Raw genomic sequence first — 26,987 nt, 5'->3', positions numbered from 1 at the left:
CAAAGGGCCGCCGCCCGAGGGCGTTGTCAGTGGGGGGCGGTACGTTCGGTGGCAGTAGCGCACCCGCGAGGCGGGTGCCGCGCACCGTATCGATTGCCGGAGGTTCCTGACGTGCCCAGCATGCTGCCCGACTCCTGGGAGACCGTTCTCGGCGGGGAGTTGGACAAGCCCTACTTCCAGCAGCTCACCGACTTCGTCGAGAGCGAGCGGAAGGAGCAGCGGATCTTCCCGCCGCGTGACGAGGTGTTTGCCGCACTGGAGGCGACACCCTTCGACCGCGTCAAGGTGCTGATCCTCGGTCAGGACCCGTACCACGGCGAAGGGCAGGGGCACGGACTGTGCTTCTCGGTGCGGCCCGGGGTGAAGACCCCGCCGTCGCTGCGGAACATCTTCAAGGAGATGAAGGAGGAGCTGGGCCACCCCGTCCCGGACAACGGCTATCTGATGCCGTGGGCCGAGCAGGGCGTCCTGCTGCTCAACGCGGTGCTGACCGTCCGCGAGGGCGAGGCCAACTCGCACAAGGGCAAGGGCTGGGAGAAGTTCACCGACGCGGTGATCAGCGCCGTCGCGAGCCGTCCCGACCCGGCCGTCTTCGTGCTGTGGGGGAACTACGCGAAGAAGAAGCTGCCGCTGATCGACACCACGCGACACGCGGTGGTCCAGGGCGCCCACCCGTCGCCGCTGTCGGCAAAGCTCTTCCTGGGCTCACGGCCGTTCACCCAGATCGACGAGGCCGTCAAGGCGCAGGGGCACGAGCCGATCGACTGGCGCATCCCCGATCTGGGGGCGTCCGCCAGCTAGCGTCTTCCCAGAGCCGAGGAGGCGCGGTGGAAGAACCGGATGAACCGGACGCGATGATGACCCGGATCGGGCAGGCCGTCATGCTGCTGCACGGCGGTGACCGGGAGGAGGCGCGCGGCCGGTTCGCCGCGCTGTGGGCGGAGATCGGCGACCAGGGCGACCCCCTGCACCGCTGCACCCTCGCCCACTACATGGCCGACACCCAGGACGACCCCGAGGACGAACTCACCTGGGACCTGCGGGCGTTGCGCGCCGCCGACGCGCTCGCCCCGCAGGACGCGGGACCCGCCTCCTCGTCCGCCGCCGCCCCCGGAATCCCCGGCTTCTACCCCGCGTTGCACCTCAACCTCGCCGCCGCCTACTGGAAGGTGGGGGAGTCCCGGCTCGCCCTCAGCCACCTCGCCCTGGCCCGCCGCGCCTGCCCCTCGCTCGGGGACGACGAGTACGGCGACTCCATGCGGGCCGCCATCGGCCGCATGGAGCTGTGGCTGATGGGCTCCGACCAACTGCCGTAGGCGACCGGTCACGTCGGCTCGCCCACGGGCTACCGGCGGTGGCAGATCCTGGCCGTCGCGCTGCCCGCCGCCCGGCCGCCGTACGTCCGCGCCAGGGCGCACACGCCCGCGCGGCCCGGCAGGGACGCCTCCGGCCACGAGGGGGCGGGGGAGACGGGACGCCGGCGCACCCGGTGCCGCCGCGCGGGGGTCCTCCGGTGCCGGACGGTCGCGGGCCTGACACGCTCGCGCTGCCTCCGGGGCGTCGCACGCTCCCGCGCCGGGGACGACGGGGCGGCCGCGGAGTCCGCGCGCACGGTCTCCAGCACCTCGTGGTCAGGCGGCGGCGCGGGGGCCCCGGCGCCGGGGATCGCGAACCGGGGCGCGGACGTACCGGGCGCGCGGGCAGGCGGCGGGGGAGCGGAGACGGTGGTGCATCCCGCCACGGCGCAGGCCGCCAGCAGAAGCACGACTACGGATGAACGACGCATTCCGACCACTCTGTCGAAGCGGGCCGCGGCGCGCCATTCCCCGCACGGGTGACCGCCGTTCCACCCGTGGGGGTCATCACCCTCACGGGTGACCCGGCGGTCCGCCGCCGCCCAGGGAAAACGGCCGCAACGAGGCCCGTATGCTGCGGTGACACCGATGAACAGCGCACCGCCGCGCGGCACCGCGCACCCGGCGGGAACGACAGGAGCGGCACATGGGATCCGGCAGCGCCCCACTGAAGATCGGCGTGATCGGGCTCGGCGACATCGCCCAGAAGGCGTACCTCCCCGTGCTCGCCGCCCAGCCGGGTCTCGCGCTCCACCTGCACACCCGCACAGCCGCCACCCTCGACCGCGTCGGTGACACGTACCGGATCGCCGACCGCCACACCTCGCTGGACGCGCTGCTCGACCAGGGCCTGGACGCCGCCTTCGTGCACGCGCCCACCGAGCACCATGTGGAGATCGCCGAGCGGCTGATCGAGGCCGGCGTCCCCGCCTACGTCGACAAGCCGCTGGGCCGCGACCTGGCCGGCGCCCGGCGCGTGGTGACCCTCGCGCAGGAGCGCGCGGTGCCGCTGATGGCGGGCTTCAACCGCCGCTACGCACCCGGATACGCCCAGTGCCTCGACCACCCGCGCGACCTGATCCTCATGCAGAAGAACCGGGTCGGCCTCGCCGAGGAAGCGCGCTCGATGGTCTTCGACGACTTCATCCATGTCGTCGACACCCTGCGCTTCCTCGCCCCCGGCCCGATCGAGAACGTCCGGGTGACCGCCAAGGTCCGCGACGGCCTGGTGCACCACCTGGTGCTGCATCTGTCGGGCGACGGCTTCACCGCCATCGGCTCCATGAACCGGATGAGCGGCTCCACCGAGGAGAGCCTGGACGTCAGCGGCGACGACACCCGCCGCCAGGTGCTCAACCTCGCCGAGGTCATCGACCACAAGGGTCAGCCGACGATCCGCCGCCGGGGTGACTGGGTGCCGGTCGCACGGCAGCGCGGCATCGAGCAGATCACCCTCGCGTTCCTCGACGCGGTGCGGGCGGACAAGCCGCTCGACGCCGCCGACGCCCTGCTCACCCACGAGCTGTGCGAGCGGATCGTCACCGAGCTGCGGACTCCGGCCGCCTGACCCGGGTGCGCCGGATCTCGTACCCGGTCGCCACGAGCACCAGCAGCAGCGCCAGGTGCGGCACCCAGTCGCCGAACCTGTCGTACGGGCTGCGGCCGGTGGCCAGCGGCACGTCGTAGACCGCGGACGCGCTCCTGCTGGTGCCCATCCGATCGCCCACCGGGCGGCCGTTGGCGTCGTACACCGCGCTGATGCCGGTCAGCGTCGCGTGCACCATCGGGCGCCAGCTCTCCGCCGACCGCAGCGCGGCGAGCGAGGCGTGCTGCGCGGGCGCCCAGCTGTGCTGGAACGTGGAGGTCGCCGACTGGGCGACGAGCAACTGGGCGCCGTCGTCGGCGAGGTGGCGGCTCATGTCGGGGAACGCGGTCTCGAAGCAGACCAGCGGGCCGAAGCGCAGTGTGCCGGTGTCCATGACCACCTGCTTGTGCCCGGGGCGCCGGTTCTGGTCGGCGGCCTTGCCGACCGAGGTGGCCCAGCCGAGCACCGACCGGAGCGGGATGTACTCGCCGAACGGCACCAGGCGCATCTTGTCGTACGTAGGACCGGTGATGCCGTTCGGGCCGACCAGGACGGAGGTCTTGGAGATGCCGGTGCCGTCGGCCTTCTGCGCGTCCACGTTGACGACGATGTCCGAGCCGACCTCGCGGGAGAGCGCGGTCAGCCGGTCGGTGAGGTCCGGCCGGGAGGTCAGGTCGGAGCCGATGCTGCTCTCGCCCCACACCACCAGGTCCGGGTGGCTGCCGTCGAGCTGCCGGGTGAGCTGCACCTCGCGGTCGAAGCGGGCGTCGCCGGTGTCGATCACCCCGGGCTGCACGACCCCCACCCGCACGGTTCCCGCCTGCTGGGGACGCGGCGCCCACATCCACACCGCGCCGGTCAGCACGCCCGCCGTGGCCAGCGCGGTCACCGCGGGTCTGCGGACGGCGGGCACCGCCAGCAGGGCGGTCACGGCGGTGTTCACCAGCACCACCAGGAAGCTGACCAGCCACACCCCGCCGACCGAGGCCAGCCGCAGCGCGGGCCGCACCTGCCACTGGCTGGCGCCGAGCAGCCCCCAGGGGCCGCCCAGATACTGCCAGGAGCGCACTAGCTCCACCATCAGCCAGCCGGACGGGACCAGCACCATCGCCACCGCCGCCTGCCGCGGCCCGTTCCCCTCGCCGAGCAGCCTGCGCACCAGCCAGCCCCAGGGCGCCCACAGGGCGCCGAGCATCAGCGCCAGCACCACGATGAACACGTTCAGACTCGGCAGCAGCCAGTGGTGCACGGCCAGCATGAACCCGGCGCCGCCCAGCCAGCCGTCCAGCGCCGCGCGGCGCTGCGTGGGGGCGGAGCGGGCGAGCAGCATCCACGGCACCAGCGCCACGTACGCCAGCCACCACAGGGACGGCGCGGGGAACGCCAGCGCGGGCACCGCTCCGGCGAAAGCGGCGCCCAGACCCCGGGTCCAGGGCGACGAGAGCCGCGACTCCTGCCGCTGCGCCGTGACCGTCATCCGCGCTCCCTCAAGCCGTGGCACCCCTGCGCTCCCGGGGCGTGCCCCCAGTGTCCTGGCTCCGGCCTACCCCGCACAGGGGGCGACATGCCGTGTACACGGCGTGTTCCGGGGCTGTGTGCGGCGGGTGGCCCGCCGTGCCCCGCCGGGGTCGCGGACCGCTTCAGGGCATCCGGTTCCACGAGGTGAGCACATGGCGCCCGTGTTCGGCGCCGAGGCGGCTCACGGTACCCGTCGCGAGCTGGAAGAGGGCACCGGCCGACGGGGGCAGGCCGAGCCTGCGGGCGGTCAGCACCCGCAGGAAGTGCGCGTGCGCCACCAGCACCACATCACCGCCCTCACCGTTGGTGAAGGCCGCGTCCACCCGGGCCAGCGCCCGGTCGGCGCGCTCGCCCACCTGCTGCGGGCTCTCCCCGGGGTGCCCCTCGGGCCCCGGGACGACGCCGTCGGTCCACAGGTCCCAGTCGGGGCGGTCGCGCAGGATGTCGCGGGTGGTGACGCCCTCGTAGCCGCCGTAGTCCCACTCGTGCAGATCGGGGTCGATCCTGGCGTGGTCCAGTCCGGCGAGCTTCGCGGTGTCCTGCGCGCGCTGCATCGGGCTGGTGATGACACAGGAGACATGGCGGGAGGCCAGCAGCGGCGCCAGCATCCGGGCCTGCTCCTCGCCGTTCGCGGTGAGCGGGAGGTCGGTCCAGCTGGTGTGCTGACCGGACAGGGTCCACTCGGTCTCGCCGTGCCTGATCAGAACGAGTTCACCCATGGAGACACCTCACATCGGCGCCGCTCGGCGCCCCGATGTGATCATACGTCCGTGGTGCCTGAAACGGCCGGGCGGCCGGTGCCGCCCGGGCTCCGGTGATAGCGGCCGTAAGAGTGGGGAAAGGTTTCCCTCACGTGCCGTCAGTAGGATGACGAGCGCGCCGCCACACGCATCTCCGCAGCATCTCCGCACGCACCCGAGCGCAGCACAGGAGCCGGAATGAACGACGCACCCCGCACCTACGACGTGGTGGTCATCGGAGCGGGACCGGTCGGGGAGAACGTCGCCGACCGCACCCAGGCCGCCGGGCTGAGCACCGTGATCGTGGAGAGCGAACTGGTCGGCGGCGAGTGCTCGTACTGGGCCTGCATGCCGAGCAAGGCGCTGCTGCGGCCCGTGGTCTCCCGCGCCGACGCCCGCAGGCTGCCCGGGCTGAGCCAGGCAGTCGCCGGGCCGCTGGACGCCGCCGCGGTGCTGGCGCGCAGGGACGAGTTCACCTCGCACTGGAAGGACGACGGTCAGGCCGGCTGGCTGGCATCAGTCGGTGTCGACCTCGTCCGCGGCCACGGCCGTCTCGACGGCCCCCGCCAGGTCGCGGTGAGCACCCCCGACGGCGGCACGGTACGGCTGACCGCCCGGCACGCGGTCGTGGTCTGCACGGGGACGTTCGCGGCGCTGCCCAAGATGCCGGGACTCGCCGACCTCCACCCCTGGACCAGCCGCGAGGCGACCAGCGCCAAGGAGGTCCCCGGGCGGCTGATCGTGGTCGGCGGCGGTGTGGTGGCCGTCGAGATGGCGACCGTCTGGCAGGCGCTCGGCTCGCAGGTCACCGTCCTGGTGCGCGGCGACCGGCTGCTGGACCGGATGGAGCCCTTCGCGGGCGAACTGGTCGCCGAGGGGCTGCGCGAGGCCGGCGCCGACGTCCGGTTCGGCGTCACCGTGGCGTCGGTGGAGCGGGACGGCGCCGACGGCGAGGTGCGGGTCGGGCTCGAAGGCGGCAAGCGGGTCGCCGCCGACGAGATCCTGTTCGCCACCGGCCGCCGCCCGAGCACGGCCGACCTCGGCCTGGAGACCGTCGGGCTCACCCCCGGCGACTGGATCACCGTGGACTCCACCCTGCGGGTGCCCGCCGTCGCCGACGGCTGGCTGTACGCGGCCGGGGACGTCAACCACCGCGCTCTCCTCACCCACCAGGGCAAGTACCAGGGCCGGATCGCCGGAGCGGTCATCGGCGCCCGCGCCAAGGGCGAGCCGGTCGACGACGCCGCCTGGGGCGCGCACGCCGCCACCGCCGACGAGGCGGCGGTGCCGCAGGTCGTCTTCACCGACCCGGAGGCGGCGGCGGTGGGCCTGTCGGCGGCCGAGGCCGAACAGGCCGGACACCGCGTCAAGGTGGTCGACTACGACCTCGGCCAGGTCTCCGGCGCGAGTCTCTACGCCGACGGCTACCGCGGCCGGGCCCGGATGGTGGTGGACCTGGACCGCGAGATCCTGCTGGGCGTCACTTTCGTCGGCCCCGGCGTCGGCGAGCTGATCCACTCCGCGACGGTCGCGGTCGCGGGCCAGGTGCCGATTGCCCGGCTCTGGCACGCCGTCCCCTCCTACCCGACCATCAGCGAGATCTGGCTGCGCCTGCTGGAGACCTACCGCGGCTGAACCGGCCGCCGGGATACGGCAGTACGCCGTATCCCGGCCGCCGAGCCGCCGTGGCGGGCCGCACCCTTCGGCGTGAAACGGCCGGTCTTGCGCGGCGAACCGCGGCGGTAGCCTCGGGGGATGACGACGACGCCGAAGTCAGCACCGCGCGACCGGCTGCTGGACGCCGCGGGCGGACTCTTCTACCGGCAGGGCGTCTGCACCGGCATCGACGCGGTGTGCAAGGCGGCCGGGGTCTCCAAACGCTCGATGTACCAGCTCTTCTCGGGCAAGGACGAGGTGCTCGCCGCCGCGCTCGACCGGCAGGGCCCGGCGATCGAGGCATGGCTGCTGCCGCCGCGGGACGCGCCGGCCGCCGCCCGGGACCGCGTGCTCTATGTGTTCGAGCGGCTGGAGGAGTACGCGGCCTCGCCCGGCTACTGCGGTTGCCCCTTCCTGTCGGCGCAGATCGAGTTGAAGGATCCGGGCCACCCGGCGAGTGTCGTCGCGGGGCGGCGCAAGCAGGCGGTGACCGACTTCTTCCGCGCCGAGGCCGAGCGCGGCGGCGCGGCCGACCCCGGGCTGCTCGCCCGCCAGTTGACGCTGGTCTTCGACGGCGCGAGCGCCCGCGCCGGGGTCGGGGCGGAGATCCTCGACGGCCTCACCCTGGTCACCGCGGCGGCCCTGCTGGACGCCGCGGGCCTCACCGAAGGCGGGTGAACCGGCCGCGGGAGGCGGTCAGTCGGGCGGGCGGAACCGGCGCAGCACCGAGGGCCGCGCGGCCTTCACCCCGAAGTAGTCACCGCCCTTGCGGCGGGAGTTGTCGCTGCCCCAGGCCCGGCGGCGTTGCAGCAGCGGTGCCTTGACCAGCCGGGGGATGTGCTTGGCGCAGTGGATGTACGCCTCCGTCACCTCGGCCTCCACCCACACCACCGGACGGCGCCCGCGCGCGTCGTCCACCGGCAGCCCGCGGTGCCGCTCGCGCATCTCGCCGTCCGGCACCAGCCGTGCGCGGCCGTTGACGTGCAGGCCGATCCGGTCGCGGGTGAAGTCGACCATCAGGATGCCGATGTGCGGGTTCTCCCGGAGGTTGCCCACCGAAGCCAGCACCCCGTTGCCCCGGTACTCCGGGTAGCAGAGCGTCTTCTCGTCGAGCACGTGCAGGATGCCGCTGGGCCCCGCCCTGAAACTGCTGTCGCACTCGCCGCGGGAGTCCGCCGTGGCGATGAAGAACCACTCCTGACGGGCGGTGAACTCCCGCATTCGCGCGTTGAGATGGTCCAGCACCTGGTCGGCGTAGAACCGGTCCGCGCGCTCCGTCGTACCCCACTCGCGCTGTAACTGGTGCTCCCCGGCGCTGCCGGGGCGCGGTGGTATCTCTCCGGACCTGAAACCGCTGAACATCAGCCGCCTCCCTACCGTCCGAAACCTTCCGATCCTGTGTGTAGCCGGATGGCCTCTTACGGTAGCGGGATCGCGGCATTTGCCTAGTGCGCGTGCAAATTTCGTCCACCGACCGGAGCGGCATGGTATGGGTGCACGCTCCACATACGTCCTGCCGATGTGGTGCCTGAGCAGCGCCGCCGTCCACGATGCGGTCAGGTGTTTGACCAGGTTCGCCCGCGCCGGTTACGTTGCGCGGCATGCAGCGATCCGCACACCTGACGACGCGAGGTCACGTCGACCTCAAGCGTGTGTGCTCCGCCGCGTGTAGCCAGGCCTGAGCGTACGGGCTCTCCGCAGCCGTACCGCTCCGCACCCGAGCGTCAACCGGGGCCCCCGCTCCACCGGTTCCGTACCGGTGTGCCGCGTGTGCGTGCCCCGCCACCCCTCAGGACCTGGAAGGCTCCCCATGGAACTCCTGCCGCCGCATGTCCGCCGTGCCGATCTCCCGCAGGCCAGAACCCCGCGCCGGGCGTTCGGAACCGGAGCCGGGGTCGTGCTCAGCGCGATCCTCGACCACGGCCCCGTCGCCCGCAGCACCGTCGCGCGGCTGACCGGGCTTTCGCCCGCCGCGGTGAGCGGGTACTGCGCGCAGTTCCTGGCCCGTGGGCTGATCCGGGAGAGCGCGGAGACCGCCGGACCGCGCGGACTCGGGCGCCCGCACAAGCCCGTGGAGATCGACACCGACCGCTACCTGGTGGCCGGCGCGCATGTCGCGGTCGCCCACTCCACGGTGTCCCTGATGGACCTGCGCGGCCGGATCGTCGCCGAGGACCGGCAGCCGCACGAGGACACCGCGCCGCACGCGGTACTCGGTTCGCTGGCCGCGCGGTTGCCACGGATGGTCGCCGAACGGGCGGCCGGCCGTACGGTGCTGGCGTTCGGCCTGGCGACCGGCCAGTGGGTGGATCCCGGCAGCGGGGTCGTCGTCGACCACCCCCGGCTCGGCTGGCGCGACGTCCCCGCCCGCGAACTGCTCACCGCCGCCACCGGACTTCCGGTCCACGTCGACAGCCACTCCCGGGCGCTGGCCCGCGCGGAACAGCTCTTCGGCGACGCCGGGAGCCGCGGCGACAGTACGGTCCTGCTCTTCGTCGGCGCGGTGGTCGACGCGGCCTTCGTCAGCGCGGGCGCGGTGCACCGCGGACCGCGGTCGGGCGCGGGCAGCGTCGCCCATCTGCCCCTCGGACCGCACGGACCGCTGGACGCCCGGCTCGGGCAGGACCCGGACGGGTTCGAGGGGCCGCCGGTGGGCGCCCCGGCGGCGGACGCCTGCTCCTGCGGCACGACCGGCTGCCTCCAGTCGGAGGTCTCCGAGGCCGCGATGGTGCTGCGGGCACGCCAACTGGGCGTGCGGGTGGATGATTTCGTCGACCTGCTGGACCTGGCACTGGCCGGGGACGACCGGGCGGTGGGGCTCTTCCGCCGCAGGGCCCGGCTGGTGGGCCGGGCGACCGCCCTGCTGCTCGACGTGTTCGACCCCGATGTGCTGGTGGTCGTCGAGCCGGGAGCGGCACGGCTGCCGGAGTGCCTGGCGGACATGCGCGCGGAGGTGGCCGTGCGTTCCTGGGTCTGCGACGACCCCGAACGGACCGTCGTCACCAGCAGCTTCACCGGTTCCGTACTGCCCACCGCGGGCGGCGCGGTGGCACTCGGCGCGCTCTACGCGGACCCGCTCGGGCCCTGGCCCGCACTTCCCGCCGTGTCCTGAGAACCCCGGCTGAACAGCCGACTTAATTCAAAACGTTGCATTGTTGACCCCGACACGACCCGAACGGGACCATGGATTCATGACCAGGCAGCAGCGGATTTCCCAGGACGTGCCGTATCCGGCACGCCGCATCCGCATGGCCGCGCCGGAGCGCATTTCCGCCCGGCGCCGGTGTTGTCGCGCCGGGCGCCCCGGCGGATCCTGTCAGACCCCGCGCTGACGTGCGGACTTCCGTCACCCGGTAAGAACCGGCTTTCGCTGCCCGCGCCTCACGGGCGGCCGATTTCTGTGCCGTCCCGTCATGCCGCGCTCACCCCCCATGCCTTTGCGCGTACTCGCACCCCCTTTTCTCCCTCTTCTCCTGGAGGATTCGTTGACTGTCACCGTGACTTCGCCGCCCGCGACGGGTATCGCCCCGGAGCGCTTCAAGCAGGTATTCCGCAACCACCCGTCCGGGGTGGTCGTCGTCACCGTCGACGGCGGCGACGGGCCCGCCGGATTCACCGCGACCTCGCTCACCTCGCTGTCGCTCAGCCCGCCCCTGGTGTCCTTCGGCATCTCCCTCACCGCCTCCTCCTGGCCGCACGTGGAGCGGGCGGACACCGCGGTGGTCAACTTCCTCGGCGCCGACCAGGAGGACCTGGCCCGGCGCTTCGCCACCAGCGGTATCGACCGCTTCGCCGAGCCCACCCGCTGGCGTCGGCTGCCGCAGGGACAGCCCGTACTCGACGGTGTGGCGGGGTGGCTGCGGCTGCGGATCGAGCAGATCGTCCCGGCCGGGGACCACCGGATCGTGGTGGCCCGGGCCGAGGAGTCCTGGCTCGACGACGGTCGCGGCCCGCTGCTCTTCCACGACGGCACCTACCACTCCATCTGAGGAGAAGAAGCCCCCATGACCCGCAGGACCGACCGCAAGCCGCTGCACCTGAACGCGTTCCTGATGTCCGTCGGGCACCACGAGGCCGCCTGGCGGCTGCCCGAGAGCCCCGCGTCCGGCGGCACCGACCTCGAGCACTACGCGAATCTGGCCCGGATCGCCGAACGTGGCAAGCTGGACTCGCTGTTCCTGGCCGACAGCCCGGTCCTGATGGGCGATCCGGGACGGCGGCCCGGCAGCAAGCTGGAGCCGACCGTACTGCTGACCGCGCTGGCCGCCGTCACCAGCCGGATCGGCCTCATCGCCACCGCCTCGACCAGCTACAACGAGCCGTACAACCTGGCCCGCAGGTTCGCCTCGCTGGACCATGTCTCCGGCGGCCGGGCGGGCTGGAACATCGTCACCACCGCGGGCGCCGACGCGGCACGCAACTTCGGCCTCGACGACACCCCGCTGCACCACGAACGCTATCTGCGAGCGGCCGAGTTCATGGACGTCGCCACCAAGCTCTGGGACAGCTGGGCCGACGACGCGGTGGTGGCCGACAAGGAACGCGGCGTGCACGCGCTGGCCGACCGGGTGCGCGGGATCCACCACCAGGGCACGTACTTCCGCGTCGACGGGCCGCTGAACGTGCGGCGGTCGCCGCAGGGCTACCCGCTGCTGGTGCAGGCCGGATCGAGCGAGGACGGCAAGGACTTCGCTGCCCGCCACGCCGAGGCGGTCTTCACCGCGCAGCAGACCCTGGAAGAGGGCATCGCCTTCTACAAGGACGTCAAGCAGCGCGCGATCGGCTTCGGCCGCGACCCCGAGGGGATCAAGATCCTGCCCGGCATCGTGCCGGTCATCGGCGACACCGAGGCCCAGGCGCGTGAACTCGACGACGAACTGGACCGGTTGATCGTCCCCGAGTACGCCAAACGCCAGCTCGCCAAGACGCTGCGGATCGCCCCCGACGACCTCGACCTCGACAGGGAACTGCCGGACGACATCCCCACCGAGGACGAGATCGAGGGTGCCAAGAGCCGCTTCACCCTCATCGTGGAACTGGCCAGGCGCGAGAAGTTGACGGTGCGCCAGCTCATCGGCCGGCTCGGCGGCGGCCGCGGCCACCGTACGTTCGCCGGTACCGCGGAGCAGGTGGCCGACACCATCGAGCACTGGTACGACCGGGGCGCCGCGGACGGCTTCAACATCATGCCCGCCGTACTGCCGTCGGGACTGGAGCTGTTCGTCGACCGGGTGGTGCCGATCCTCCAGGAACGCGGCCTGTTCCGCACCGAGTACACCGGCACGACACTGCGCGAGCACTACGGCCTGCCGCGCCCCGCCAACCGGCTCTTCGACACCGCCGACACGACAACCGACCGACTCGTCAAGGAGATCGCACGATGACGGAGTACCGGACCTTCGGACGTACGGGCGTCAAGGTCAGCCCGCTGTGTCTGGGCGCCATGATGTTCGGCGCCCGGGGCAATCAGGACCACCAGGAGAGCGTCCGGATCATCCACCACGCCCTGGACTCGGGCATCAACTTCGTCGACACCGCCGATGTCTACTCGGCGGGGGAGTCCGAGACGATCGTCGGCAAGGCACTGGCGGGCGGGCGCCGTGACCACGTGGTGCTGGCCACCAAGTTCCACGGCAGCCTCGGCGACGACCCCAACGAGCAGGGGAACTCCCGCCGTTGGATCATCCGCGAGGTGGAGAACAGCCTGCGCAGGCTGGGCACCGACTGGATCGACCTCTACCAGGTGCACCGGCCGGAACCCGGCACCGACTTCGACGAGACGCTCGGCGCGCTGTCCGACCTCGTCCACCAGGGCAAGATCCGCTACATCGGCACCTCCACCTTCGAACCCTCGGCGATCGTGGAGGGCCAGTGGATCGCCGAGCGCCGCGGCCGCGAACGCGTGGTCGCCGAACAGCCCCCGTACTCGCTGCTAGCCCGCGGTATCGAGCGGGAGGTGCTGCCGGTCACCCAGCGGTACGGTCTGGCGGTGCTGTCCTGGAGCCCGCTGGCGGGCGGCTGGCTGTCCGGTCGCTACCGCAAGGGTGCCGAGCAGCCCGCCTCCAGCCGCGCGGAGAACCAGACCGCCCGCTTCGACATCGCCTCACCCGAGAACGCGGCCAAGCTCGACGCGGCGGAGGCACTGGCCCAGCTCGCCGAGGAGGCCGGACTGACCCTGGTCCAGCTCGCCCTGGCCTTCGTCCTGCGGCACCCGGGGGTGACCTCCGCCATCATCGGTCCGCGCACCTTCGAGCAGCTCGACAGCCAACTCGGCGCCGACCGGATCACGTTGAGCCAGGACGTGCTCGACCGGATCGACAAGATCGTGCCGCCCGGCACCAACCTGAGCGACAGCGACGCCGGTTACACCCCGCCCGCGATACGCGACGCGGCACTGCGCCGGCGCCCGGTGTCCTGAGCCGCGGCCCGCACCGGTCCGGCGTTGCCGGTGCGGGCTCGCCGTGTGACGCCGCCGCTACCGCGGCAGGTCCACCTGCGGGAACTCGATCACGATCTTGCCGCGGGTGTGGCCCTCCTCGACCGCCCGGAGGGCCAGGTCGGCCTGCGCGAAGGGAAAGGTCCGGGTGACGAAGGGGTTGAGCGAGCCGTCGGCGACCAGGGCCGCCACCGCGTCCAGGACCTCGGCGTTCCGCCTGCGGTGGATCGGGGCGCCGCCCAGTTCGGCGACGAGCTGCCGGTCGGCGCCGCTGACCAGCCGCGCGCGGTCCGTCAGCAGTCCGGCAAGCGCCCGCAGCGACTCCCCGCCGACCAGGTCGAGCACGGCGTCGACGCCACCGGGACCGGCCGCGGCCCGCACCCGGTCGGCGACCCCGTCGCCCGGTGCGACATACGTGACCCCCAGGAACTCGGCGAAGTCCTTCTTCGCGGCGCTCGCCGTGCCGAGCACCGTCAGACCGTCGTGCCGGGCGATCTGGGCGGCGGCGACACCGACCCCGCCGCCGACGCCGTTGACCAGCAGCGTCGCCCCGGCGGGCAGCCCGAACTGGTGGATCGCGTCGTACGCGGTCGCCGCGGCGACCGGCAGCGTGGCGGCGTCGGCCCAGGACAGCGCGTCGGGCTTGTGCGCGGTGGCGTCCGCGGGAAGCAGGGTGAACTCGGTGTAGGCCCCGGTGAGCGGGTGGCCGAACACCGCGTCGCCGACCGCGAATTCGGTGACGTCCGCGCCCACCTCCTCGACCACGCCCGCGACTTCCCTGCCGAAGACCGAGGGGAGCGGGGTGACGGGCGCGCCGATCGAGCGGTGGCCCGTACGCTGCTTCCAGTCCGCCGGGTTCACGCCCGCCGCCCGCACCGCGACCAGCAGCTGGCCGGGACCCGGTACCGGGCGCGGGAGTTCGGCGAAGGCTTCCGTCTCGGGACCGCCGAAAGCGGTGAACAGATAGGCCCTGGGCATCGTCACGTCCCTACTCGTCGTCGGCCTGCGTGGTCTGCGTGGTGATGTGCGGCTGCGGCTGTGCGGCGTCGGCCGGGACGCGCAGGCCGCGGAAGAAGGTGGTGCGCCGCAGGGTGAAGCCGATCGCCTCGTAGAGCCGGATGGCGTTGGTGTTGGAGGCCGCCGCGTGCAGGAACGGCGTCTCGCCGCGGGCGATGATGCCGTCGGCGGTGTGCAGGACCAGGCGCCCCCCGAGGCCCTGCCCGCGGTGGTCCGCGTCGGTGCAGACGGCGCTGATCTCGGTCCAGCCGTCCAGCTTCAGCCGCTCACCGGCCATCGCCACCAGCCGCCCGCCGCGGCGGATGCCGTAGTAGGCGCCCAGCTCGATGGTCCGTACGGCGAAGGGGCCCGGCTTGGTCCGCTCGACGAGATCGAGCATCTCGGGCACGTCCGCCGCCGTCAGCCGTACCGCCTCGGGCTCCGGCCGCGCCCGCAGCCCGGGTCCGGCCACGAGCTGTACGCCCTCGGCCGACCAGTTCTCCTCCCACCCGTCGGGTGCCTCGCGCACCCCGGCCAGCGCCACGTCCGCGCCCGGCCCCATCAGCGCGGCCAGGTCGGCCCAGCCGCGGGGGTCCGCGGGATCGGCGAGCGCCACGAACGGCGAGACGTCCGCCGGATAGCGCGCCGCGCCGCCCAGGACCTCGGCCAGATGGCGGTGCGGCCCGGTCAGCGCGGCCCAGGACGGGTTGTCCAGGCCGTGCGGCCCGGTCGCCGCGGCCGCTGCCGCTGTCGAGGGGCGGCCGCCGCAGGGCTGCTGCGGGGATTCCAGGCTGGTCGACATGTGTCCGTGACGCTCCGTTCCGCTGCGGTGCCGCGCGCTCCGACGGCGCCACCGAACGGCTCCGCCCCCCGAATTTTGCCAGCCGGAAGATCCGTACCACGAATGCGTTTACCGGCCGGGCCGCCCGGCGGGGGTCAGCCCGCGCGGCGTTTGGCGGCCGCCTTCTTCGCGGTCGTCTTCTTGGCGGCGGTTTTCGTGGCCGTCTTGGCGGCGGACTTCGGCGTACCCTTCGCCGCGGTCTTTTTGGCGGTGGTCTTCCTGGCCCCCGATGCGGACTCCTTCGCACCGGCGGTCTTCTTGGCCGCGGTCTTGGCGGCCGTCTTCTTCGCCGCCGTCCTGCGCGGCGCCTTCAGCTCGGTGACCGTGGCGTCGCCGGAGGAGGCGGCGGATCCGGAACCCCGGTCGCCCTGGGCCTGCTCCACCGAGGCACGCAGGGCGGACATCAGGTCGACGACCTTGGCGCCGCCCTCACTCGCGGCGGGCAGCTCCGTGCCCTCCATCTTGGCGGTGACCAGCGCTTCCACGGCCTCGGCGTACTCGTCGTGGTACGCGGACAGATCCGCCTCGCCGAGGGCGGAGATCAGGGTGTCGGCGAGCTGGAGTTCGGAGTCGCTGATGCTCACGCGCCCCTTGGGGGCCGCCTCGGCGGGGGAGTTGAGCTCGTCCGGCCAGCGCAGTGTCTGCAGCATCAGCACGTCGTCGCGGGCCCGGACCAGTGCCAGGTGCTCCGAGTTGCGCATCGCGAACTTGCCGACCGCCGCCTTGCCGGCGCGGGCCAGCGCCTCCCGCATCAGGACGTACGGCTTGTTGGCCGCCGGGGTCGCGGGGGCGAGGAAGTACGGCGTGTCGAGCTGCATCGAGTCGATCGCCGCGGCGTCGAGGAACCCGCTGACCTCGATGGTCTTCGCGGTGGGCAGCGGCAGCGCCTTCAGGTCCTCGTCGGTGACCTCGACGAGCTGCTCGTCCGGCGTCTCGTAGGCGCGGCTGATCTCCGCGGCGGTCAGCACTTCCTCGTCCAGTTCGCAGGTCTTCTGGTAGCGGACGCGCCCCTGGTCGGCCAGATGCACCTGGCGGAAGCTGATCTTGTGGCTGGAGACCGCGGAGCCGAGCTTCACGGGTATGGAGACCAGACCGAAGGCGAGGTTGCCCGTCCAGACGCTGCGCATCGCATGTCCTTTTTGTCAGGCTATGGGAATCTTTATGGTATGCCGATCACCGAGGTCGAGGGCCGCCAGCTCAAGGTCAGCCACCTCGACCGTGTGCTCTGGCCGGGCACCGGCACCACCAAGGCCGAGCTGCTGCACTACTACGCGAGTGTCGCCACCGCCCTGCTGCCGCATGCCGAGGGGCGCCCGGCGAGCTTCGTGCGCACCCCCGACGGCGTCGAGGGTCAGCGGTTCTTCCAGAAACGGCCTCCGGCGGGTACGCCCGAGTGGGTGACGGTGACCGAGACGGTCAGGCACAGCGGCGAGGTGATGGACCAGGTCCAGGTCAACGACCTGCCCACCCTGATGTGGGCGGGCAACTTCGCCTGCGTCGAGATCCACACCCCGCAGTGGCGCGCCGCCGCGCCGGGGGTCGCCGACCGGCTGGTGCTCGACCTCGACCCCGGTGAGGGGTGCACGGTGATCGACTGCTGCCGGGTCGCGCTGCTGCTGCGGCAGCGGCTGGCGGAGGACTCCGTCGAGTCCTGGGTGAAGACCAGCGGGTCCAAGGGCCTGCACCTGCTGGCGCCGCTGCGGGGCGCGACCCCGGAGTCGGCCAGCTCGTACGCCAAGGTGGTGGCGCGTGAGCTGGAGGACGCCCATCCCGACCAGGTGGTCTCCCGGATGGCCAAGGCCGCCCGCGCCGGGCGGGTCTTCATCGACTGGTCGCAGAACAACGGGAGCAAGACGACGGCCGCCCCGTACACCGTCCGCGCCCGGCCGACGCCGACCGTCTCGGCGCCCGTGTCCTGGGACGAGGTCGGCGCGGCGCTCGCCCCCGAGCACCTCAGCTTCACCATCGAGGACATGCCCGGGCGGCTCGCGGACGACGGCGACCTGCTGGCCGGGCTGCTGGACCCGGACCGGGCGGGGGAACTGCCGCGGTGACCGGCGACCCGCTGCCGTACCCGGTACAGGTCATGCTGGCCCGCCGGGTCGAGGAGCTGCCGGCCGCCGACGCGCTGCCCGGCGGCTGCGCCTGGGAGCCGAAGCTCGACGGGCACCGGCTGGTCGTCCTCACCTCGCCGGTACGGCTGCAGACGCGCTCGGGGCGCGACGTCACCGAGCGGTTCCCCGAGATCGCCGAGGCGGCGGGGGCGCTGCCGCCGGGCACCGTGCTCGACGGTGAACTCGTGGTCTGGCTCGACGGGAAGGTCGACTTCCAGGCGCTGCAGACCCGCGCGAACAGCCCCCGGCGGCGCACCCCGCCCGCCAACTACGCGGCCTTCGACGTCCTCGCCCTCGACGGCGCCGACTGGCGTCCGCGGCCGTACGGGGAGCGGCGGCCGGGCCTGGAAGCGCTCCTCGGCCCCCTCGGCCCGCCCCTGCAGGCCGTACCGATGACCCTCGACCGGGAGACCGCCCGGCAGTGGTACGACCTGCGGGCGGGCGGGGTCGAGGGTCTGGTCGCCAAGGGCCTGGCGCAGCCGTACCGGCCGGGGCGGCGCGGCTGGCTGAAGATCCGTCACATGGAGCTGCAGGACGCGATGGTCGTCGGCGTCACCGGGCCGGTCGCCCGTCCGACCGCCGCCGTGGTCGACTTCGGCGACGGCCCGGTCCTCTCCGCCCGCCTCGCGCCCCTCCTTCGTCGCCAACTCGGCGAGGCCGCCACCACCGGCCGCGCCTCGGTCGACGACGTCGACTACCGCCCGCTGGTCGCGCCCTTGCCCGCCGAGGTCCGCCACGGCGACACCCGCCACACGACCGCCGCCGTCATCCGCCTCCGCGAGGACCTCGCGCTTTAGCGCCTCCGGGCCGGTGGTCCGAAACCACGCGTCTGCCCCATTGCGGCCGGTGGTGACGTGCAGGACGTCGACGGCTGGTCGCGCAGTTCCTCGCGCCCCTTTGGGGCACGGCCCGGAGGTCCAGGTGCTTGATTCCGGGCCGGTGGTCGGGAGACAACCGATCTGCCCCTCTGGAGCCGGTGGTGACGTGCAGCCAGTCGAGGGCTGGTCGCGCAGTTCCTCGCGCCCCTTCGGGGCTCGTCCGTGGGCGGGGAGGACTGGGTGTTTGAGGGGCGCGGGGAACTGCGCGCTCGGCCCCCTCCGGGCCGGTGGTGACGTGCGGCCCGGAGGGGTTCAGCTCTGGGAACCTGCGAGGTGCTCGGAGAGCTCCTTCTCGTCCTCGTCGGAGAGGGAGGTCTTGAGGATGGTGCCGCCGTAGGGGGCCATGGCGACGGCGAACTTGTCCTCGGTGATCTTGGCGGCCATGATCACGACGGCGGCGGTGCCGGGCTTGAGCATTTCCTGGACCTGGGAGCGGAACTGGTCGTTGATGCCGGACTTGCCGAGCTTGCCGAAGAGGCCGCCCATCGCGGCGCCCGCGAGGAGGCCGAGGCCGGGGACGAGGAAGAGGATGCCGAAGACCATGCCCCAGAGGGCGCCCGAGGCGGCCGAGACGCCGACGATCTTGCTCGGCGTGTCGACATGGGTCTTGCCCTCGTCGTCCACCGAGACGACGGCGAGGCCGGACAGGTTGACCACGAAGTCCTTCTGCAGGTCCTGCACGGCCACGTACGCGGTGTTGGCGGTCGCCGGGTTGTCGTAGCCGATCACGATGAGTTCGGACATGAGGGCCTCCTGGGAATGGCAGATGTACCAGAATGCACCTTATGTCGGAATCTAGGGTGAGGCAGAAGTTGGGCCGCCGTCAGGGCTGAGGGGTGCCGTACCAGCGCCAGCTGGTGACCCGCGGGTGATCGGGCAGATCGGCCCGGCCGGTGGCCCACAGCAGGGTGGACCAGGGGTCGGGGGAGACCGGGATGTGCGGGAACAGCCGGGCCAGCACCCGGGCGCACAGGTCCGCGGGCGGCGACCACACGAGGTCGAGGCCGGCGGCCAGGTCGTGGGTGTGCACCAGGGTCTCCACGATGCCCATCGCGGCGAATCCCTCCGGGTCGGAGACCCCGAAGCCGTGGTAGGCGCGGACGTGCGGCGGCGTGGTGCGCACCATGGCGACCAGCAGCGCGCCGCTCGCCTCCAGCACCTGCAGCAGTCCCTCGCTGCCCGCCGAGCGGTCGGCGTGGATCGCGTTCGCGGGCCCGCCGGGCCTACGGCTCTCCCAGTGGAACGGCACGTCGCCGGCGAGCGGCGGGGTGCGGGGGCCCATCTGGGCGGCGTACGCGAACAGGTCGTCGCTCAGGTGCTCGACGGTCTCCCAGCAGTCCCACTCCAGCGAGCCCGCCTTGCCCTCCCACGCCGAGGCGGGCGCCTTGCGGAGCAGGTCGACGGCGAGCCGGACGGCCTCGTCGAGATCGTCGGCGGTGACCGGGGCAGGCTTGTGCGCGGCGGTGTCAGACATGGCAGGAACCGTAGCGTGGTTCGCCGTGCCGCTCAGGTGCATTTCGGGCCCGCCGCGCCCGCGGTCTGCCGCGAGAGGTCGAGCGCCAGGGTGAGGCCCTTGGTGTCGGGGCGGGCCGACACCAGCCGGACGCCGTCGGGCAGGTCGGGCAGCTCCACGGTGTGCGGGGTGAGCTGCCGGGCGAGGTTGCCCGCGCCGGGCAGGGTGCTCAGCCGGGCGACGGCGATGTCCTGGCCGAGCACGGTGATGCTGCTCGGCGTCACCGTGAGGCTGTCCGCGCCGGTGCTCAGCCGGGTGTGCACCGTCACCGGGATGCCCAGCGTGCCGACCTTCCCGGTGAGGGTGAGCCCGCTGCCGTCGCCGCCGACCGTCATGCCCTTGGCCGCGGTCTGCGCGCCCGCCAGCCGCTCCTGGAGCTGGTCGTACCCGATGGTGGCGGTGGCCGTGCCGCCGCTGATGGTGCCGTCCGTGGAGAGGTCGTGCAGATCGGCGGCGATGTCCATGTCGGTGCCGTAGCGCCGGACGTGGCCGGCGTCGATGTGCACGCTGCCGAGGTTGCCGGTGACCACCCGCAGCCCGGCGAGGGTGCCGGTGAGTTCGGCCGAGACCGGACCCGAGGTCTCCAGACGGCAGGCGGCCGCCTTGACGACTCGCTGCTGGGCGGTGTGTTCGACCCCGAGGTCGACGAGCGCCGCCACGGCGAGGACGGAGGTGGTCACGACGGCCGTGACGAGCAGGGGAGTGCGGCGCAGTCTCACGATGTGCTGGTTCCGATCCGGGCCAGGAAGTCGAAGGCGAGGGGGAGCAGGCGTACGTCCGCGGTGACGGCGGTGCCCGCGGCGCGGCGGCCGCGCTGGGTGCGCAGCACCGCCCGGGCGGCCGACAGCGCGGCGCAGGCGATGACGGCCGCGTGCAGGTCGGCGTCCGGTTCCGTGGCGGGCAGCCGTCTGCGTACCAGCAGCGTGAGCCGCTCCTCGAAGTCGGTGAACGCCTGGACGACCCGGGCGGTGACCAGCCCCTCGGTGCCCTCCAGAGGATGGGTCAGGGCGCTCAGGCTGGAGCTGGTGAACGGTTCGGCGGCGGCCAGCAGCGCTTCGCAGACCGCCCGCATCGGTTCCTCGTCCGCGGGCCGCCGCGCGAGTGCTTCCTCTATGAAGGTGAACAACTCGACGGTGTCCGGCAGCAGCAGCGCCTCTTTGCTGTCGAAGTACCGGAAGAACGTCCGCTCCGAGACGTTCGCGCAGGCGGCGATGTCGGCGATGGTCGTCCCGGCGAAGCCGTTGGCCGCGAACAGCCGGGCACCGCACTCCCTCAGGGTGCGGCGGGTCTGCTCCTTCTTGCGTGCGCGCAGACCGGTCTCTTCGGGCTCGGGTGGCATGGCAGCAGCCTAATCAATGTGTCGGGCGTGTCAATTGGCAGTCCTGTCATTTTGGGCTACGGTGCGGAGCGGGATTGGTCGTGTCAGTCCTGACAGTTTCCCCGGAGCCCTGGAGTCGACGTGTCTGCTTCCGCGCCCGCACCCACCCCCACCACCGGCAAACTCGGGCGGCTCGGCGCCTTCTGCGCCCGCCACTCGGTGTGGGTGATCGTCGTCTGGCTGGTCCTGCTGGTGGGCGCGCTCGCCGGACGCCACATCGTGGACCCCACGTTCAGCAACCAGATCACCCTGTCGGGCAGTCAGTCCGCCACGGGCGCCGACCTGCTCACCGCCTCCGACCCGACCGCCGCCGCGCCCAACGGGCTGGTCGTCTTCCACACCGGGTCCGGCACGGTCGCCGACAAGCAGTCGGCGGTCGACTCGACCCTGACCGACCTCAAGGGGCTGCCGCACGTCACCGCCGTGTCCACCCCTGTGACGTCCTCGAACGGCCAGACGGCCTACACCACCGTCTCGTTCGACGTACAGCTCAAGACCCTCGGCAACGACTACACCGACCAGCTCGACAAGGCGACCGCTCCCGCCCGCTCCGCCGGTCTCGGTGTGGCCTACGGCGGCACCTTCGACCAGATCACCACACCCAAGGCGAACGACCTCGCGAGCGAACTCGTCGGCGTCGGCGTCGCGCTGGTGATCCTGCTCCTGGTCTTCGGCAGCGTGCTGGCCGCCGTGATGCCGCTGGTCTGCGCGCTGGTCAGCGTCGGGGTGGGCATCGGTGTGGTCGGCATCGTGGCGGGCACGCTGACGTTCGCCACCGCGGCGCCGACCCTGTCCACCATGCTCGGACTCGGCGTCGGCATCGACTACGCCCTGTTCCTCACCACCCGCTTCCGCCAGGAACTCATGGACGGCCATCCACCGGTGGAGGCCGTCTCCCGTACCACCGCGAAGAGCGGACACGCCGTGCTGTTCGCGGCCACCACGGTCGCCGTGGCGCTGCTCGGCCTCTACGCCAGCGGGCTGTCCTTCGTCGGCAAGCTCGGCCTGGCCGCGACCATCGCGGTGGTCATCACCGGGACGGCCTCGATCACGCTGGTGCCCGCGGCCCTGGGCCTGGTCGGCAACCACATCGACCGGTACACGGTGCGCCGCCACCCCGTGGCCGAGTCCTCCGGCGACAGCGACGACTGGCACAAGTACGCGGAGCTCATCTCCCGCCACCCCATCACCTTCCTCACCGCGGGTGTCACGCTGCTCGTGGTGTTCGCCATCCCGCTGTTCTCCATGCGCCTGGGTCATGTCGACGACGGCGCGAGCCCACCGGACAACACCAGCCGTATCGCCTTCGACTGGATCTCGCAGGCCCAGGGCCCAGGATTCGGCCCGGGAGCCAACGGCCCCATGACCGTCGTGGTCAACGTCCAGCACGCCAGCGCCTCGACGAGCCAGGTCAGCGACGACGTGACCAAGGGACTCCAGAACACCCCCGACATCGCCCGCTTCACCGCCGTCAAGCCGACCCAGGACGGAAAGCTGCTGCTCTCCACGGTGTATCCGGCCGACGTGCCCCAGGCCGCCTCCACCGGCGGTGTGTTCAACGCGCTGACCGGCCGCACACTCCCCGACGCGCTGAAGGGCACCGGAGCACCCAGCTATGTCACCGGTACCACCGCGAGCCAGTTCGACTTCCGCGACACCATCAAGGACCGGCTGCCGATCATCATCGCCATCGTGCTGGCCGCCGCGTTCCTGCTGCTCATGACGGTCTTCCGCAGCATCGTCATCCCGGTCAAGGCGGTCATCCTCAACCTGCTGACCACCGGGGCGTCGTACGGCATTCTCGTCGCCGTCTTCCAGTGGGGCTGGGGCAGCAGTGTGCTCGGCATCTCGCAGAAGGTGCCGATCGAGTCGTACGTGCCCATGATGATGTTCGCGATCGTCTTCGGCCTGTCCATGGACTACGAGATCTTCCTCATCTCGCGGATCTCCGAGAGCTGGAACAAGACGCAGGACAACACCCGCTCGGTCGGCGCGGGACTGTCCACCACCGGACGGGTCATCTCCAGCGCCGCCTTCATCATGACCGCGGTCTTCCTGTCCTTCACCGCCTCGCCCACGGTCGTGGTGAAGATGCTGGCCCTGGGTCTGGCCGTCAGCGTGGTCCTGGACGCGACCGTCGTACGGCTCCTCCTCGTGCCGTCCACGATGTTCCTCATGGGCAGGGCGAACTGGTGGTTCCCGCGGCGCCTGGACCGCGTGCTGCCGCGCGTCCACATGTAGCGGCACGGCTCAGTCCGCCCGGCCGACACCGACCCGCCGCTGCACCCGCACCAGGTACTCCTTGCGGTGCAGCGGGTTGTGGTCGGTGCGCGGCCGCTCCGGCACCGCCCCGACGACCGGCTCGTAGTGGTCGAACGCGGTCTCCAGGACGCCCTCGCCATGGGTCAGCGTCGGCAGCGACATCTCCAGCTCGTGCACCCGGGCGGCCGGGACGACGCCTTCCAGCACATACGCGCCGCCCTCGGGGCGAGGCGTCCGCGGGATCGCCCGCAGCCTGGCCAGTACGGGCAGCAGCGTGCCGAAGGTGTCGGCCGGGATGTCCAGACGGAAGTGGTGCATCGGCTCGTGCACCACCGTGCCCGCCCGCAGCAGCGCGGTCATCAGCACCAGCGGCGTCAGGTGGCGGAAGTCGCCCGACGTGCTCGACATGGACTTGTCGAACACGGCGTGCGCGTGGCTCTGCCGGGCCCAGTAGCCGGAGTGCGTCAGGGTGACCACGCAGTCGATGACCTGCCAGCCGTGGACGCCCTGCCGCAGCGTCTCGTGCACGGTCTCCTCGACGGCCTTCATGAACGAGTACGGCATGGAGCCGAGTTCGACCTCGCGGCGGAACTCCACCCCCGAGCCGGCCGGCGCCGGTTGGATCCGCAGGCCGACGGTGGCCAGGAACGGGTTGGCGTCCTTGTCGATCACCTCGACGGCCGCCCCGGTACCGACCGGCCGCTCGACGCAGAGGGTGGTCGTCTCGCGGAAGGTGACGTCGACCCCGAACTCGTCGGCCAGCGTGGCCTGGATGACCTCCTTCTGGACCTCGCCGTAGAGCGAGACCGACAGCTCCTGCCGCCGCTCGTCCTGGCGCAGCCCGATCAGCGGGTCCTGCTCGGCCAGTTGGGTCAGCGCCAGATGCAGTGCGCCCCGGTCGTCGGGGCGGCGGGGGACCACCACCGTCTCCAGCGTCGGCGGCGAGAAGTGCTGCCCGCCGGGCCCGTCCGGCCCGTTGGCGCGCGGTGCGCCCAGCGCGTCGCCGACCCGGATGTCGCCGAGACCCCAGAGCATGCCGATCTGCCCGGCGCCGACGGCGGAGGAACGGACGGCGGCGCCGCGGTCGAACACGCTGATGGCGGTGACCTTCCCCTCGGAGACCTCGGAGACCTCGGAGACCTCGGCCGCTTCGCCCTCCTGCGTGCCGCCGTCACCCGTATCGCGGGCGGCGGCCGCTCCGGCGCGGCCGAACCGCAGCCGCTCGCGGGTCCGCACCGCTCCTGAGAACAGTCGCGCGTAGGCGATCTTCTCCCCGGCGGCGCCGCGCTCGATCTTGAAGACGGTGCCGGAGAGCGGCGCCTGCGTGTCGCCCTCCGCCGCGGGCAGCAACTCGGTGATTCCCGCCATCAGTTCCCCGGTGCCCGCGCCGGTGATGGCCGAGCCGAAGTACACCGGATGGACCCGGGCCCGCCGGGTCTGCGCCGCCAGGGACTCCCGCAGCCGCGGGTAGGAGATCCGGGTCTCGTCGGCGACGAACGCCGCGAGCAGCGCGTCGTCGTGCGCGGCGAGCAGATCCACCAGCCGGGAGCCGAAGGCGGGGTCGTCGGCGCCGTAGGGCGTGAACGCCGCGGCAGGGCCGCCCAGTTGGCGCACCGAGCCCATGGCGACCGCGCCCGGTGTCAGCTTCGCCGTGACGGCGGCGAGCACCTCGTCGTCGTGCGCTCCGCGGCGGTCGATCTTGTTGACGAAGACCAGGGTCGGAATGGACAGCCGGCGCAGGGTGCGCATCAGCACGCGGGTCTGCGGCTGCACGCCCTCGACCGCGGAGACCACGAGCACCGCGCCGTCGAGCACGCTCAGCACCCGCTCCACCTCGGCGATGAAGTCCGGGTGGCCGGGGGTGTCGATCAGATTGACCGCGACGTCGCCGACGACGAACGACACGACGGCGGACTTGATGGTGATGCCGCGCTGCCGCTCCAGCGCCAGGGAGTCGGTGCGGGTACTGCCGTCGTCGACGCTGCCGATCTCGTCGATGACTCCCGCGGCGTACAGCAGCCGCTCGGTCAGGCTCGTCTTACCGGCGTCGACATGCGCCAGAATGCCCAGGTTCAACGTACGCAAGAAGCTTCATGTCCTCTAGATCGGTGGAATTTCCCGTCTGGATGGGCACGAAAGCTCCCCGCATAACCGTCTCCTCCGTCGATGTGCCGATTGGCAGTCCGTCGTCAGGAGTACAGCAGCCGGGCGGCACCGCGTTCAACCGGATTTCCCGTCGGAGGCGCCCCGGCGCGGGTCGGCAAACGTGATCTGCCTTACGTGCGAAGGGAGTTGCGGGAGGGTCGAGATCGTACGCATGGGTCAGTACTATGAGGTGAGGGTTCCGGTTGCAATTGCATCCGGAATTGCATCCGCAACTGCGCGTCGTGTTCGCGTGTACGGATCGTGGTGGAGCGGTACCGGCGTGGCCGCGGGTGGTCGGCAAGGCAACTCACACAGGAGTGGTGCTACGTGCAGCAGTTCGACAACGGGATGCAGGCCAGCGCGATTTCCGACGTCACATGGTTCAAGAGCGAGCGCAGCAATCAGAGCGGCAACTGCGTCGAGGTGGCCAAGCTGCCCGACGGGAGCGTCGCTGTGCGTAACTCCCGCGATCCGCACGGTCCCGCACTCGTCTACACACGGGACGAGATCGCGGCCTTCATCGGCGGTGCCAAGGACGGGGACTTCGACGCGCTGACGGCGTGAGGAGCTGGAACACACAGCTCCGGTAGGGGCGCGGTAGCGGGCTCTGCGGTGCAATACTGGCGTGCGTCCAGTTTATCCCGGGAGCCCGCATGTCCGCGCAGCCGCAACTCGTCTCGCCGCTACAACTCATTGAGCGCCGACCGGATATGGGCGCCAAGGCGTTGGGGCGGGTGCTGGGCAACTACCTGCGCGCGCTGCGGGAGGCCGGCGGGATCAGCCCGGCGAAGGCCGGTGAGGTGATCCGTGCGCACGCCTCCAAGATCAGCCGCATGGAGACCGCGCACGTCTCGCTGAAGTTACGTGACGTCGACGACCTGCTGGCGCTGTACGGCGTCGGTGAGCAGGAACGGGCGGAGATAGCCTTCCTGGTGCAGCGCTCGGCCAGGCCCGAGTGGTGGCAGCCGTACGGCGAGGTCGTGCCCGACTGGCTGCAGCAGCTGATCGGCCTGGAGCGCGACGCCCATGTGATCCGCACCTATGAGACGCAGTTCGTGCCCGGACTGCTCCAGACCCCGTCGTACGCCCAGGCCGTGGTCTACAGCGGCCACCGGCTGGCCTCCCCGCAGGAGGTCGAACGCCGGGTGGAGCTGCGCCTGGAGCGGCAGCGGCGGATGGCGGAACCGGGCGCCCCGGTGCTGTGGGCGCTGATCGACGAAGGTGTGCTGCACCGGCCGGTGGGCGGCGCCGCGGTGATGCGCGAGCAGCTCGAATACCTGCTCATGGTGCTGCGCCAGCCCGGAGTGCGGCTGCAGATCGCCTCGTACGACGCGAGCGCCGCGGCGACCCCTGGTGCCCCGGTCACCTATCTCCGGTTCGCCCAGGGCTTTCTGCCCGACGTGGTCTACCTGGAGCACATGACGAGCGCCGTCTACCTCGACCGGCTCGAGGATCTGGACAAGTACCGTGCGGCGCTGGACGAACTCAGCGCGCTGGCGGCGACACCGGCCGCGAGCCGCGTCATCCTCGAAGAGGCCCTGCGCCGGTACCGGTAGCGCGCCTGCCGCCG

The 26,987-nt window shown here is 72.0% G+C and carries 26 protein-coding genes; 14 read left to right on the top strand and 12 right to left on the bottom strand.

What is annotated here, in order from left to right:
* Nucleotides 1–120 precede the first annotated feature (120 nt).
* Together ung and AB0M29_RS23700 are read left to right on the top strand one after the other, a co-directional pair.
* Nucleotides 121–801, top strand: a complete 681-nt coding sequence (gene ung, locus AB0M29_RS23705) for a uracil-DNA glycosylase (RefSeq protein WP_365385675.1) — start codon at nt 121–123, stop codon at nt 799–801.
* A gap of 53 nt (nt 802–854) precedes the next feature.
* A complete protein-coding gene (locus AB0M29_RS23700; RefSeq protein ID WP_365385674.1) occupies nt 855–1,316 on the top strand; it encodes a hypothetical protein in 462 nt (153 codons plus the stop codon).
* A 29-nt stretch (nt 1,317–1,345) separates the two neighbouring features.
* Here AB0M29_RS23700 and AB0M29_RS23695 read toward each other — a convergent pair whose 3' ends face one another.
* Entirely contained in the window at nt 1,346–1,786 is a 441-nt protein-coding gene (locus AB0M29_RS23695; protein ID WP_365385651.1) for a hypothetical protein, read from the bottom strand.
* 236 nt (nt 1,787–2,022) lie between these two features.
* Here AB0M29_RS23695 and AB0M29_RS23690 point away from each other — a divergent pair, with 236 nt between their 5' ends.
* Nucleotides 2,023–2,922, top strand: coding sequence for a Gfo/Idh/MocA family oxidoreductase (locus AB0M29_RS23690; RefSeq protein ID WP_365385672.1), 900 nt, complete (start codon nt 2,023–2,025; stop codon nt 2,920–2,922).
* Here AB0M29_RS23690 and lnt read toward each other — a convergent pair.
* Both lnt and AB0M29_RS23680 read right to left on the bottom strand, forming a co-directional pair.
* Nucleotides 2,894–4,417, bottom strand: coding sequence for an apolipoprotein N-acyltransferase (gene lnt, locus AB0M29_RS23685; RefSeq protein WP_365385649.1), 1,524 nt, complete (start codon nt 4,415–4,417; stop codon nt 2,894–2,896). The two genes, AB0M29_RS23690 and lnt, sit on opposite strands and share 29 nt — an antisense overlap.
* A gap of 163 nt (nt 4,418–4,580) precedes the next feature.
* A complete protein-coding gene (locus tag AB0M29_RS23680; RefSeq protein ID WP_365385647.1) occupies nt 4,581–5,177 on the bottom strand; it encodes a histidine phosphatase family protein in 597 nt (198 codons plus the stop codon).
* A 219-nt stretch (nt 5,178–5,396) separates the two neighbouring features.
* Here AB0M29_RS23680 and AB0M29_RS23675 point away from each other — a divergent pair, with 219 nt between their 5' ends.
* Nucleotides 5,397–6,833, top strand: coding sequence for an NAD(P)/FAD-dependent oxidoreductase (locus AB0M29_RS23675; RefSeq protein ID WP_365385645.1), 1,437 nt, complete (start codon nt 5,397–5,399; stop codon nt 6,831–6,833).
* Nucleotides 6,834–6,953: 120 nt separating this feature from the next.
* Nucleotides 6,954–7,532 (top strand): TetR/AcrR family transcriptional regulator, encoded by a 579-nt coding sequence (locus tag AB0M29_RS23670; protein ID WP_365385643.1) that lies wholly within the window; start codon nt 6,954–6,956, stop codon nt 7,530–7,532.
* 18 nt (nt 7,533–7,550) lie between these two features.
* Here AB0M29_RS23670 and AB0M29_RS23665 read toward each other — a convergent pair whose 3' ends face one another.
* Complete coding sequence (locus AB0M29_RS23665) at nt 7,551–8,216, bottom strand: pyridoxamine 5'-phosphate oxidase family protein (protein WP_365385642.1); 666 nt, start codon at nt 8,214–8,216, stop codon at nt 7,551–7,553.
* Between the two features lie 448 nt (nt 8,217–8,664).
* On the opposite strand from AB0M29_RS23665, the gene AB0M29_RS23660 reads away from it, so the two are divergent.
* From AB0M29_RS23660 to AB0M29_RS23645, 4 genes are all read left to right on the top strand, one after another.
* On the top strand, nt 8,665–9,966 hold the full coding sequence (locus AB0M29_RS23660; RefSeq protein WP_365385640.1) for an ROK family protein: 1,302 nt from the start codon (nt 8,665–8,667) through the stop codon (nt 9,964–9,966).
* Between the two features lie 319 nt (nt 9,967–10,285).
* Nucleotides 10,286–10,843: a flavin reductase family protein gene (locus AB0M29_RS23655; RefSeq protein WP_365385638.1), complete on the top strand. Its 558-nt coding sequence runs from the start codon at nt 10,286–10,288 to the stop codon at nt 10,841–10,843.
* Between the two features lie 15 nt (nt 10,844–10,858).
* The gene (locus AB0M29_RS23650; protein ID WP_365385636.1) at nt 10,859–12,238 is read left to right on the top strand and encodes an LLM class flavin-dependent oxidoreductase; all 1,380 of its coding nucleotides are present in this window, start codon (nt 10,859–10,861) and stop codon (nt 12,236–12,238) included.
* The gene (locus AB0M29_RS23645; protein WP_365385634.1) at nt 12,235–13,272 is read left to right on the top strand and encodes an aldo/keto reductase; all 1,038 of its coding nucleotides are present in this window, start codon (nt 12,235–12,237) and stop codon (nt 13,270–13,272) included. Before AB0M29_RS23650 ends, AB0M29_RS23645 begins: the two co-directional genes overlap by 4 nt.
* 57 nt (nt 13,273–13,329) lie before the next feature.
* Here the strand turns inward: AB0M29_RS23645 and AB0M29_RS23640 are convergent, their stop codons facing one another.
* The 3 genes from AB0M29_RS23640 to AB0M29_RS23630 form a co-directional block, all read right to left on the bottom strand.
* On the bottom strand, nt 13,330–14,268 hold the full coding sequence (locus AB0M29_RS23640; protein WP_365385669.1) for an NADP-dependent oxidoreductase: 939 nt from the start codon (nt 14,266–14,268) through the stop codon (nt 13,330–13,332).
* Between the two features lie 10 nt (nt 14,269–14,278).
* Complete coding sequence (locus AB0M29_RS23635) at nt 14,279–15,088, bottom strand: GNAT family N-acetyltransferase (RefSeq protein WP_365385632.1); 810 nt, start codon at nt 15,086–15,088, stop codon at nt 14,279–14,281.
* A gap of 134 nt (nt 15,089–15,222) precedes the next feature.
* On the bottom strand, nt 15,223–16,254 hold the full coding sequence (locus AB0M29_RS23630; protein WP_365385630.1) for a Ku protein: 1,032 nt from the start codon (nt 16,252–16,254) through the stop codon (nt 15,223–15,225).
* Nucleotides 16,255–16,293: 39 nt separating this feature from the next.
* On the opposite strand from AB0M29_RS23630, the gene ligD reads away from it, so the two are divergent.
* On the top strand, nt 16,294–17,181 hold the full coding sequence (gene ligD / locus AB0M29_RS23625) for a non-homologous end-joining DNA ligase (protein ID WP_365385628.1): 888 nt from the start codon (nt 16,294–16,296) through the stop codon (nt 17,179–17,181).
* Nucleotides 17,178–18,038, top strand: coding sequence for an ATP-dependent DNA ligase (locus tag AB0M29_RS23620; protein ID WP_365385627.1), 861 nt, complete (start codon nt 17,178–17,180; stop codon nt 18,036–18,038). The genes ligD and AB0M29_RS23620 overlap by 4 nt, the downstream gene beginning before the upstream one ends.
* Nucleotides 18,039–18,371: 333 nt before the next feature.
* Here the strand turns inward: AB0M29_RS23620 and AB0M29_RS23615 are convergent, their stop codons facing one another.
* The 4 genes from AB0M29_RS23615 to AB0M29_RS23600 all read right to left on the bottom strand — a co-directional run bounded on the left by AB0M29_RS23615 (nt 18,372) and on the right by AB0M29_RS23600 (nt 20,971).
* Nucleotides 18,372–18,863 (bottom strand): DUF1269 domain-containing protein, encoded by a 492-nt coding sequence (locus AB0M29_RS23615; protein WP_365385625.1) that lies wholly within the window; start codon nt 18,861–18,863, stop codon nt 18,372–18,374.
* A gap of 79 nt (nt 18,864–18,942) precedes the next feature.
* Nucleotides 18,943–19,593, bottom strand: coding sequence for a hypothetical protein (locus AB0M29_RS23610; protein WP_365385623.1), 651 nt, complete (start codon nt 19,591–19,593; stop codon nt 18,943–18,945).
* Nucleotides 19,594–19,625: 32 nt separating this feature from the next.
* A complete protein-coding gene (locus AB0M29_RS23605) occupies nt 19,626–20,351 on the bottom strand; it encodes a DUF2993 domain-containing protein (protein WP_365385621.1) in 726 nt (241 codons plus the stop codon).
* Entirely contained in the window at nt 20,348–20,971 is a 624-nt protein-coding gene (locus AB0M29_RS23600) for a TetR family transcriptional regulator (protein ID WP_365385619.1), read from the bottom strand. Before AB0M29_RS23600 ends, AB0M29_RS23605 begins: the two co-directional genes overlap by 4 nt.
* A 120-nt stretch (nt 20,972–21,091) precedes the next feature.
* Here AB0M29_RS23600 and AB0M29_RS23595 point away from each other — a divergent pair, with 120 nt between their 5' ends.
* Entirely contained in the window at nt 21,092–23,251 is a 2,160-nt protein-coding gene (locus AB0M29_RS23595) for an MMPL family transporter (RefSeq protein ID WP_365385617.1), read from the top strand.
* Between the two features lie 9 nt (nt 23,252–23,260).
* Here the strand turns inward: AB0M29_RS23595 and AB0M29_RS23590 are convergent, their stop codons facing one another.
* On the bottom strand, nt 23,261–25,357 hold the full coding sequence (locus tag AB0M29_RS23590; RefSeq protein WP_365385614.1) for a translation factor GTPase family protein: 2,097 nt from the start codon (nt 25,355–25,357) through the stop codon (nt 23,261–23,263).
* Between the two features lie 408 nt (nt 25,358–25,765).
* Between AB0M29_RS23590 and AB0M29_RS23585 the strand changes: the two genes are divergently transcribed.
* Nucleotides 25,766–25,981, top strand: a complete 216-nt coding sequence (locus tag AB0M29_RS23585; protein ID WP_365385667.1) for a DUF397 domain-containing protein — start codon at nt 25,766–25,768, stop codon at nt 25,979–25,981.
* 89 nt (nt 25,982–26,070) lie between these two features.
* Nucleotides 26,071–26,973, top strand: coding sequence for a helix-turn-helix transcriptional regulator (locus tag AB0M29_RS23580; RefSeq protein WP_365385611.1), 903 nt, complete (start codon nt 26,071–26,073; stop codon nt 26,971–26,973).
* Nucleotides 26,974–26,987 lie beyond the last annotated feature (14 nt).

Origin of the sequence: Streptomyces sp. NPDC051976 (assembly GCF_040680795.1) — a bacterium.
Classification (GTDB): domain Bacteria; phylum Actinomycetota; class Actinomycetes; order Streptomycetales; family Streptomycetaceae; genus Actinacidiphila.
This window is presented reverse-complemented; position numbering and strand designations above follow the sequence as displayed.

Excerpts from the sequence above, each read along its gene's own strand:
- AB0M29_RS23610 (WP_365385623.1), bottom strand. The coding sequence starts at position 19,593 with ATGTCTGACACCGCCGCGCACAAGCCTGCCCCGGTCACCGCCGACGAT.
- AB0M29_RS23675 (WP_365385645.1), top strand. The coding sequence starts at position 5,397 with ATGAACGACGCACCCCGCACCTACGACGTGGTGGTCATCGGAGCGGGA.
- AB0M29_RS23615 (WP_365385625.1), bottom strand. The coding sequence starts at position 18,863 with ATGTCCGAACTCATCGTGATCGGCTACGACAACCCGGCGACCGCCAAC.
- AB0M29_RS23650 (WP_365385636.1), top strand. The coding sequence starts at position 10,859 with ATGACCCGCAGGACCGACCGCAAGCCGCTGCACCTGAACGCGTTCCTG.
- AB0M29_RS23695 (WP_365385651.1), bottom strand. The coding sequence starts at position 1,786 with ATGCGTCGTTCATCCGTAGTCGTGCTTCTGCTGGCGGCCTGCGCCGTG.
- AB0M29_RS23630 (WP_365385630.1), bottom strand. The coding sequence starts at position 16,254 with ATGCGCAGCGTCTGGACGGGCAACCTCGCCTTCGGTCTGGTCTCCATA.
- AB0M29_RS23655 (WP_365385638.1), top strand. The coding sequence starts at position 10,286 with ATGCCTTTGCGCGTACTCGCACCCCCTTTTCTCCCTCTTCTCCTGGAG.
- AB0M29_RS23645 (WP_365385634.1), top strand. The coding sequence starts at position 12,235 with ATGACGGAGTACCGGACCTTCGGACGTACGGGCGTCAAGGTCAGCCCG.
- lnt (WP_365385649.1), bottom strand. The coding sequence starts at position 4,417 with ATGACGGTCACGGCGCAGCGGCAGGAGTCGCGGCTCTCGTCGCCCTGG.
- ung (WP_365385675.1), top strand. The coding sequence starts at position 121 with ATGCTGCCCGACTCCTGGGAGACCGTTCTCGGCGGGGAGTTGGACAAG.
- AB0M29_RS23600 (WP_365385619.1), bottom strand. The coding sequence starts at position 20,971 with ATGCCACCCGAGCCCGAAGAGACCGGTCTGCGCGCACGCAAGAAGGAG.
- AB0M29_RS23700 (WP_365385674.1), top strand. The coding sequence starts at position 855 with ATGATGACCCGGATCGGGCAGGCCGTCATGCTGCTGCACGGCGGTGAC.
- AB0M29_RS23640 (WP_365385669.1), bottom strand. The coding sequence starts at position 14,268 with ATGCCCAGGGCCTATCTGTTCACCGCTTTCGGCGGTCCCGAGACGGAA.
- AB0M29_RS23585 (WP_365385667.1), top strand. The coding sequence starts at position 25,766 with ATGCAGGCCAGCGCGATTTCCGACGTCACATGGTTCAAGAGCGAGCGC.
- AB0M29_RS23635 (WP_365385632.1), bottom strand. The coding sequence starts at position 15,088 with ATGTCGACCAGCCTGGAATCCCCGCAGCAGCCCTGCGGCGGCCGCCCC.
- AB0M29_RS23580 (WP_365385611.1), top strand. The coding sequence starts at position 26,071 with ATGTCCGCGCAGCCGCAACTCGTCTCGCCGCTACAACTCATTGAGCGC.
- ligD (WP_365385628.1), top strand. The coding sequence starts at position 16,294 with ATGCCGATCACCGAGGTCGAGGGCCGCCAGCTCAAGGTCAGCCACCTC.
- AB0M29_RS23665 (WP_365385642.1), bottom strand. The coding sequence starts at position 8,216 with ATGTTCAGCGGTTTCAGGTCCGGAGAGATACCACCGCGCCCCGGCAGC.
- AB0M29_RS23680 (WP_365385647.1), bottom strand. The coding sequence starts at position 5,177 with ATGGGTGAACTCGTTCTGATCAGGCACGGCGAGACCGAGTGGACCCTG.
- AB0M29_RS23670 (WP_365385643.1), top strand. The coding sequence starts at position 6,954 with ATGACGACGACGCCGAAGTCAGCACCGCGCGACCGGCTGCTGGACGCC.
- AB0M29_RS23660 (WP_365385640.1), top strand. The coding sequence starts at position 8,665 with ATGGAACTCCTGCCGCCGCATGTCCGCCGTGCCGATCTCCCGCAGGCC.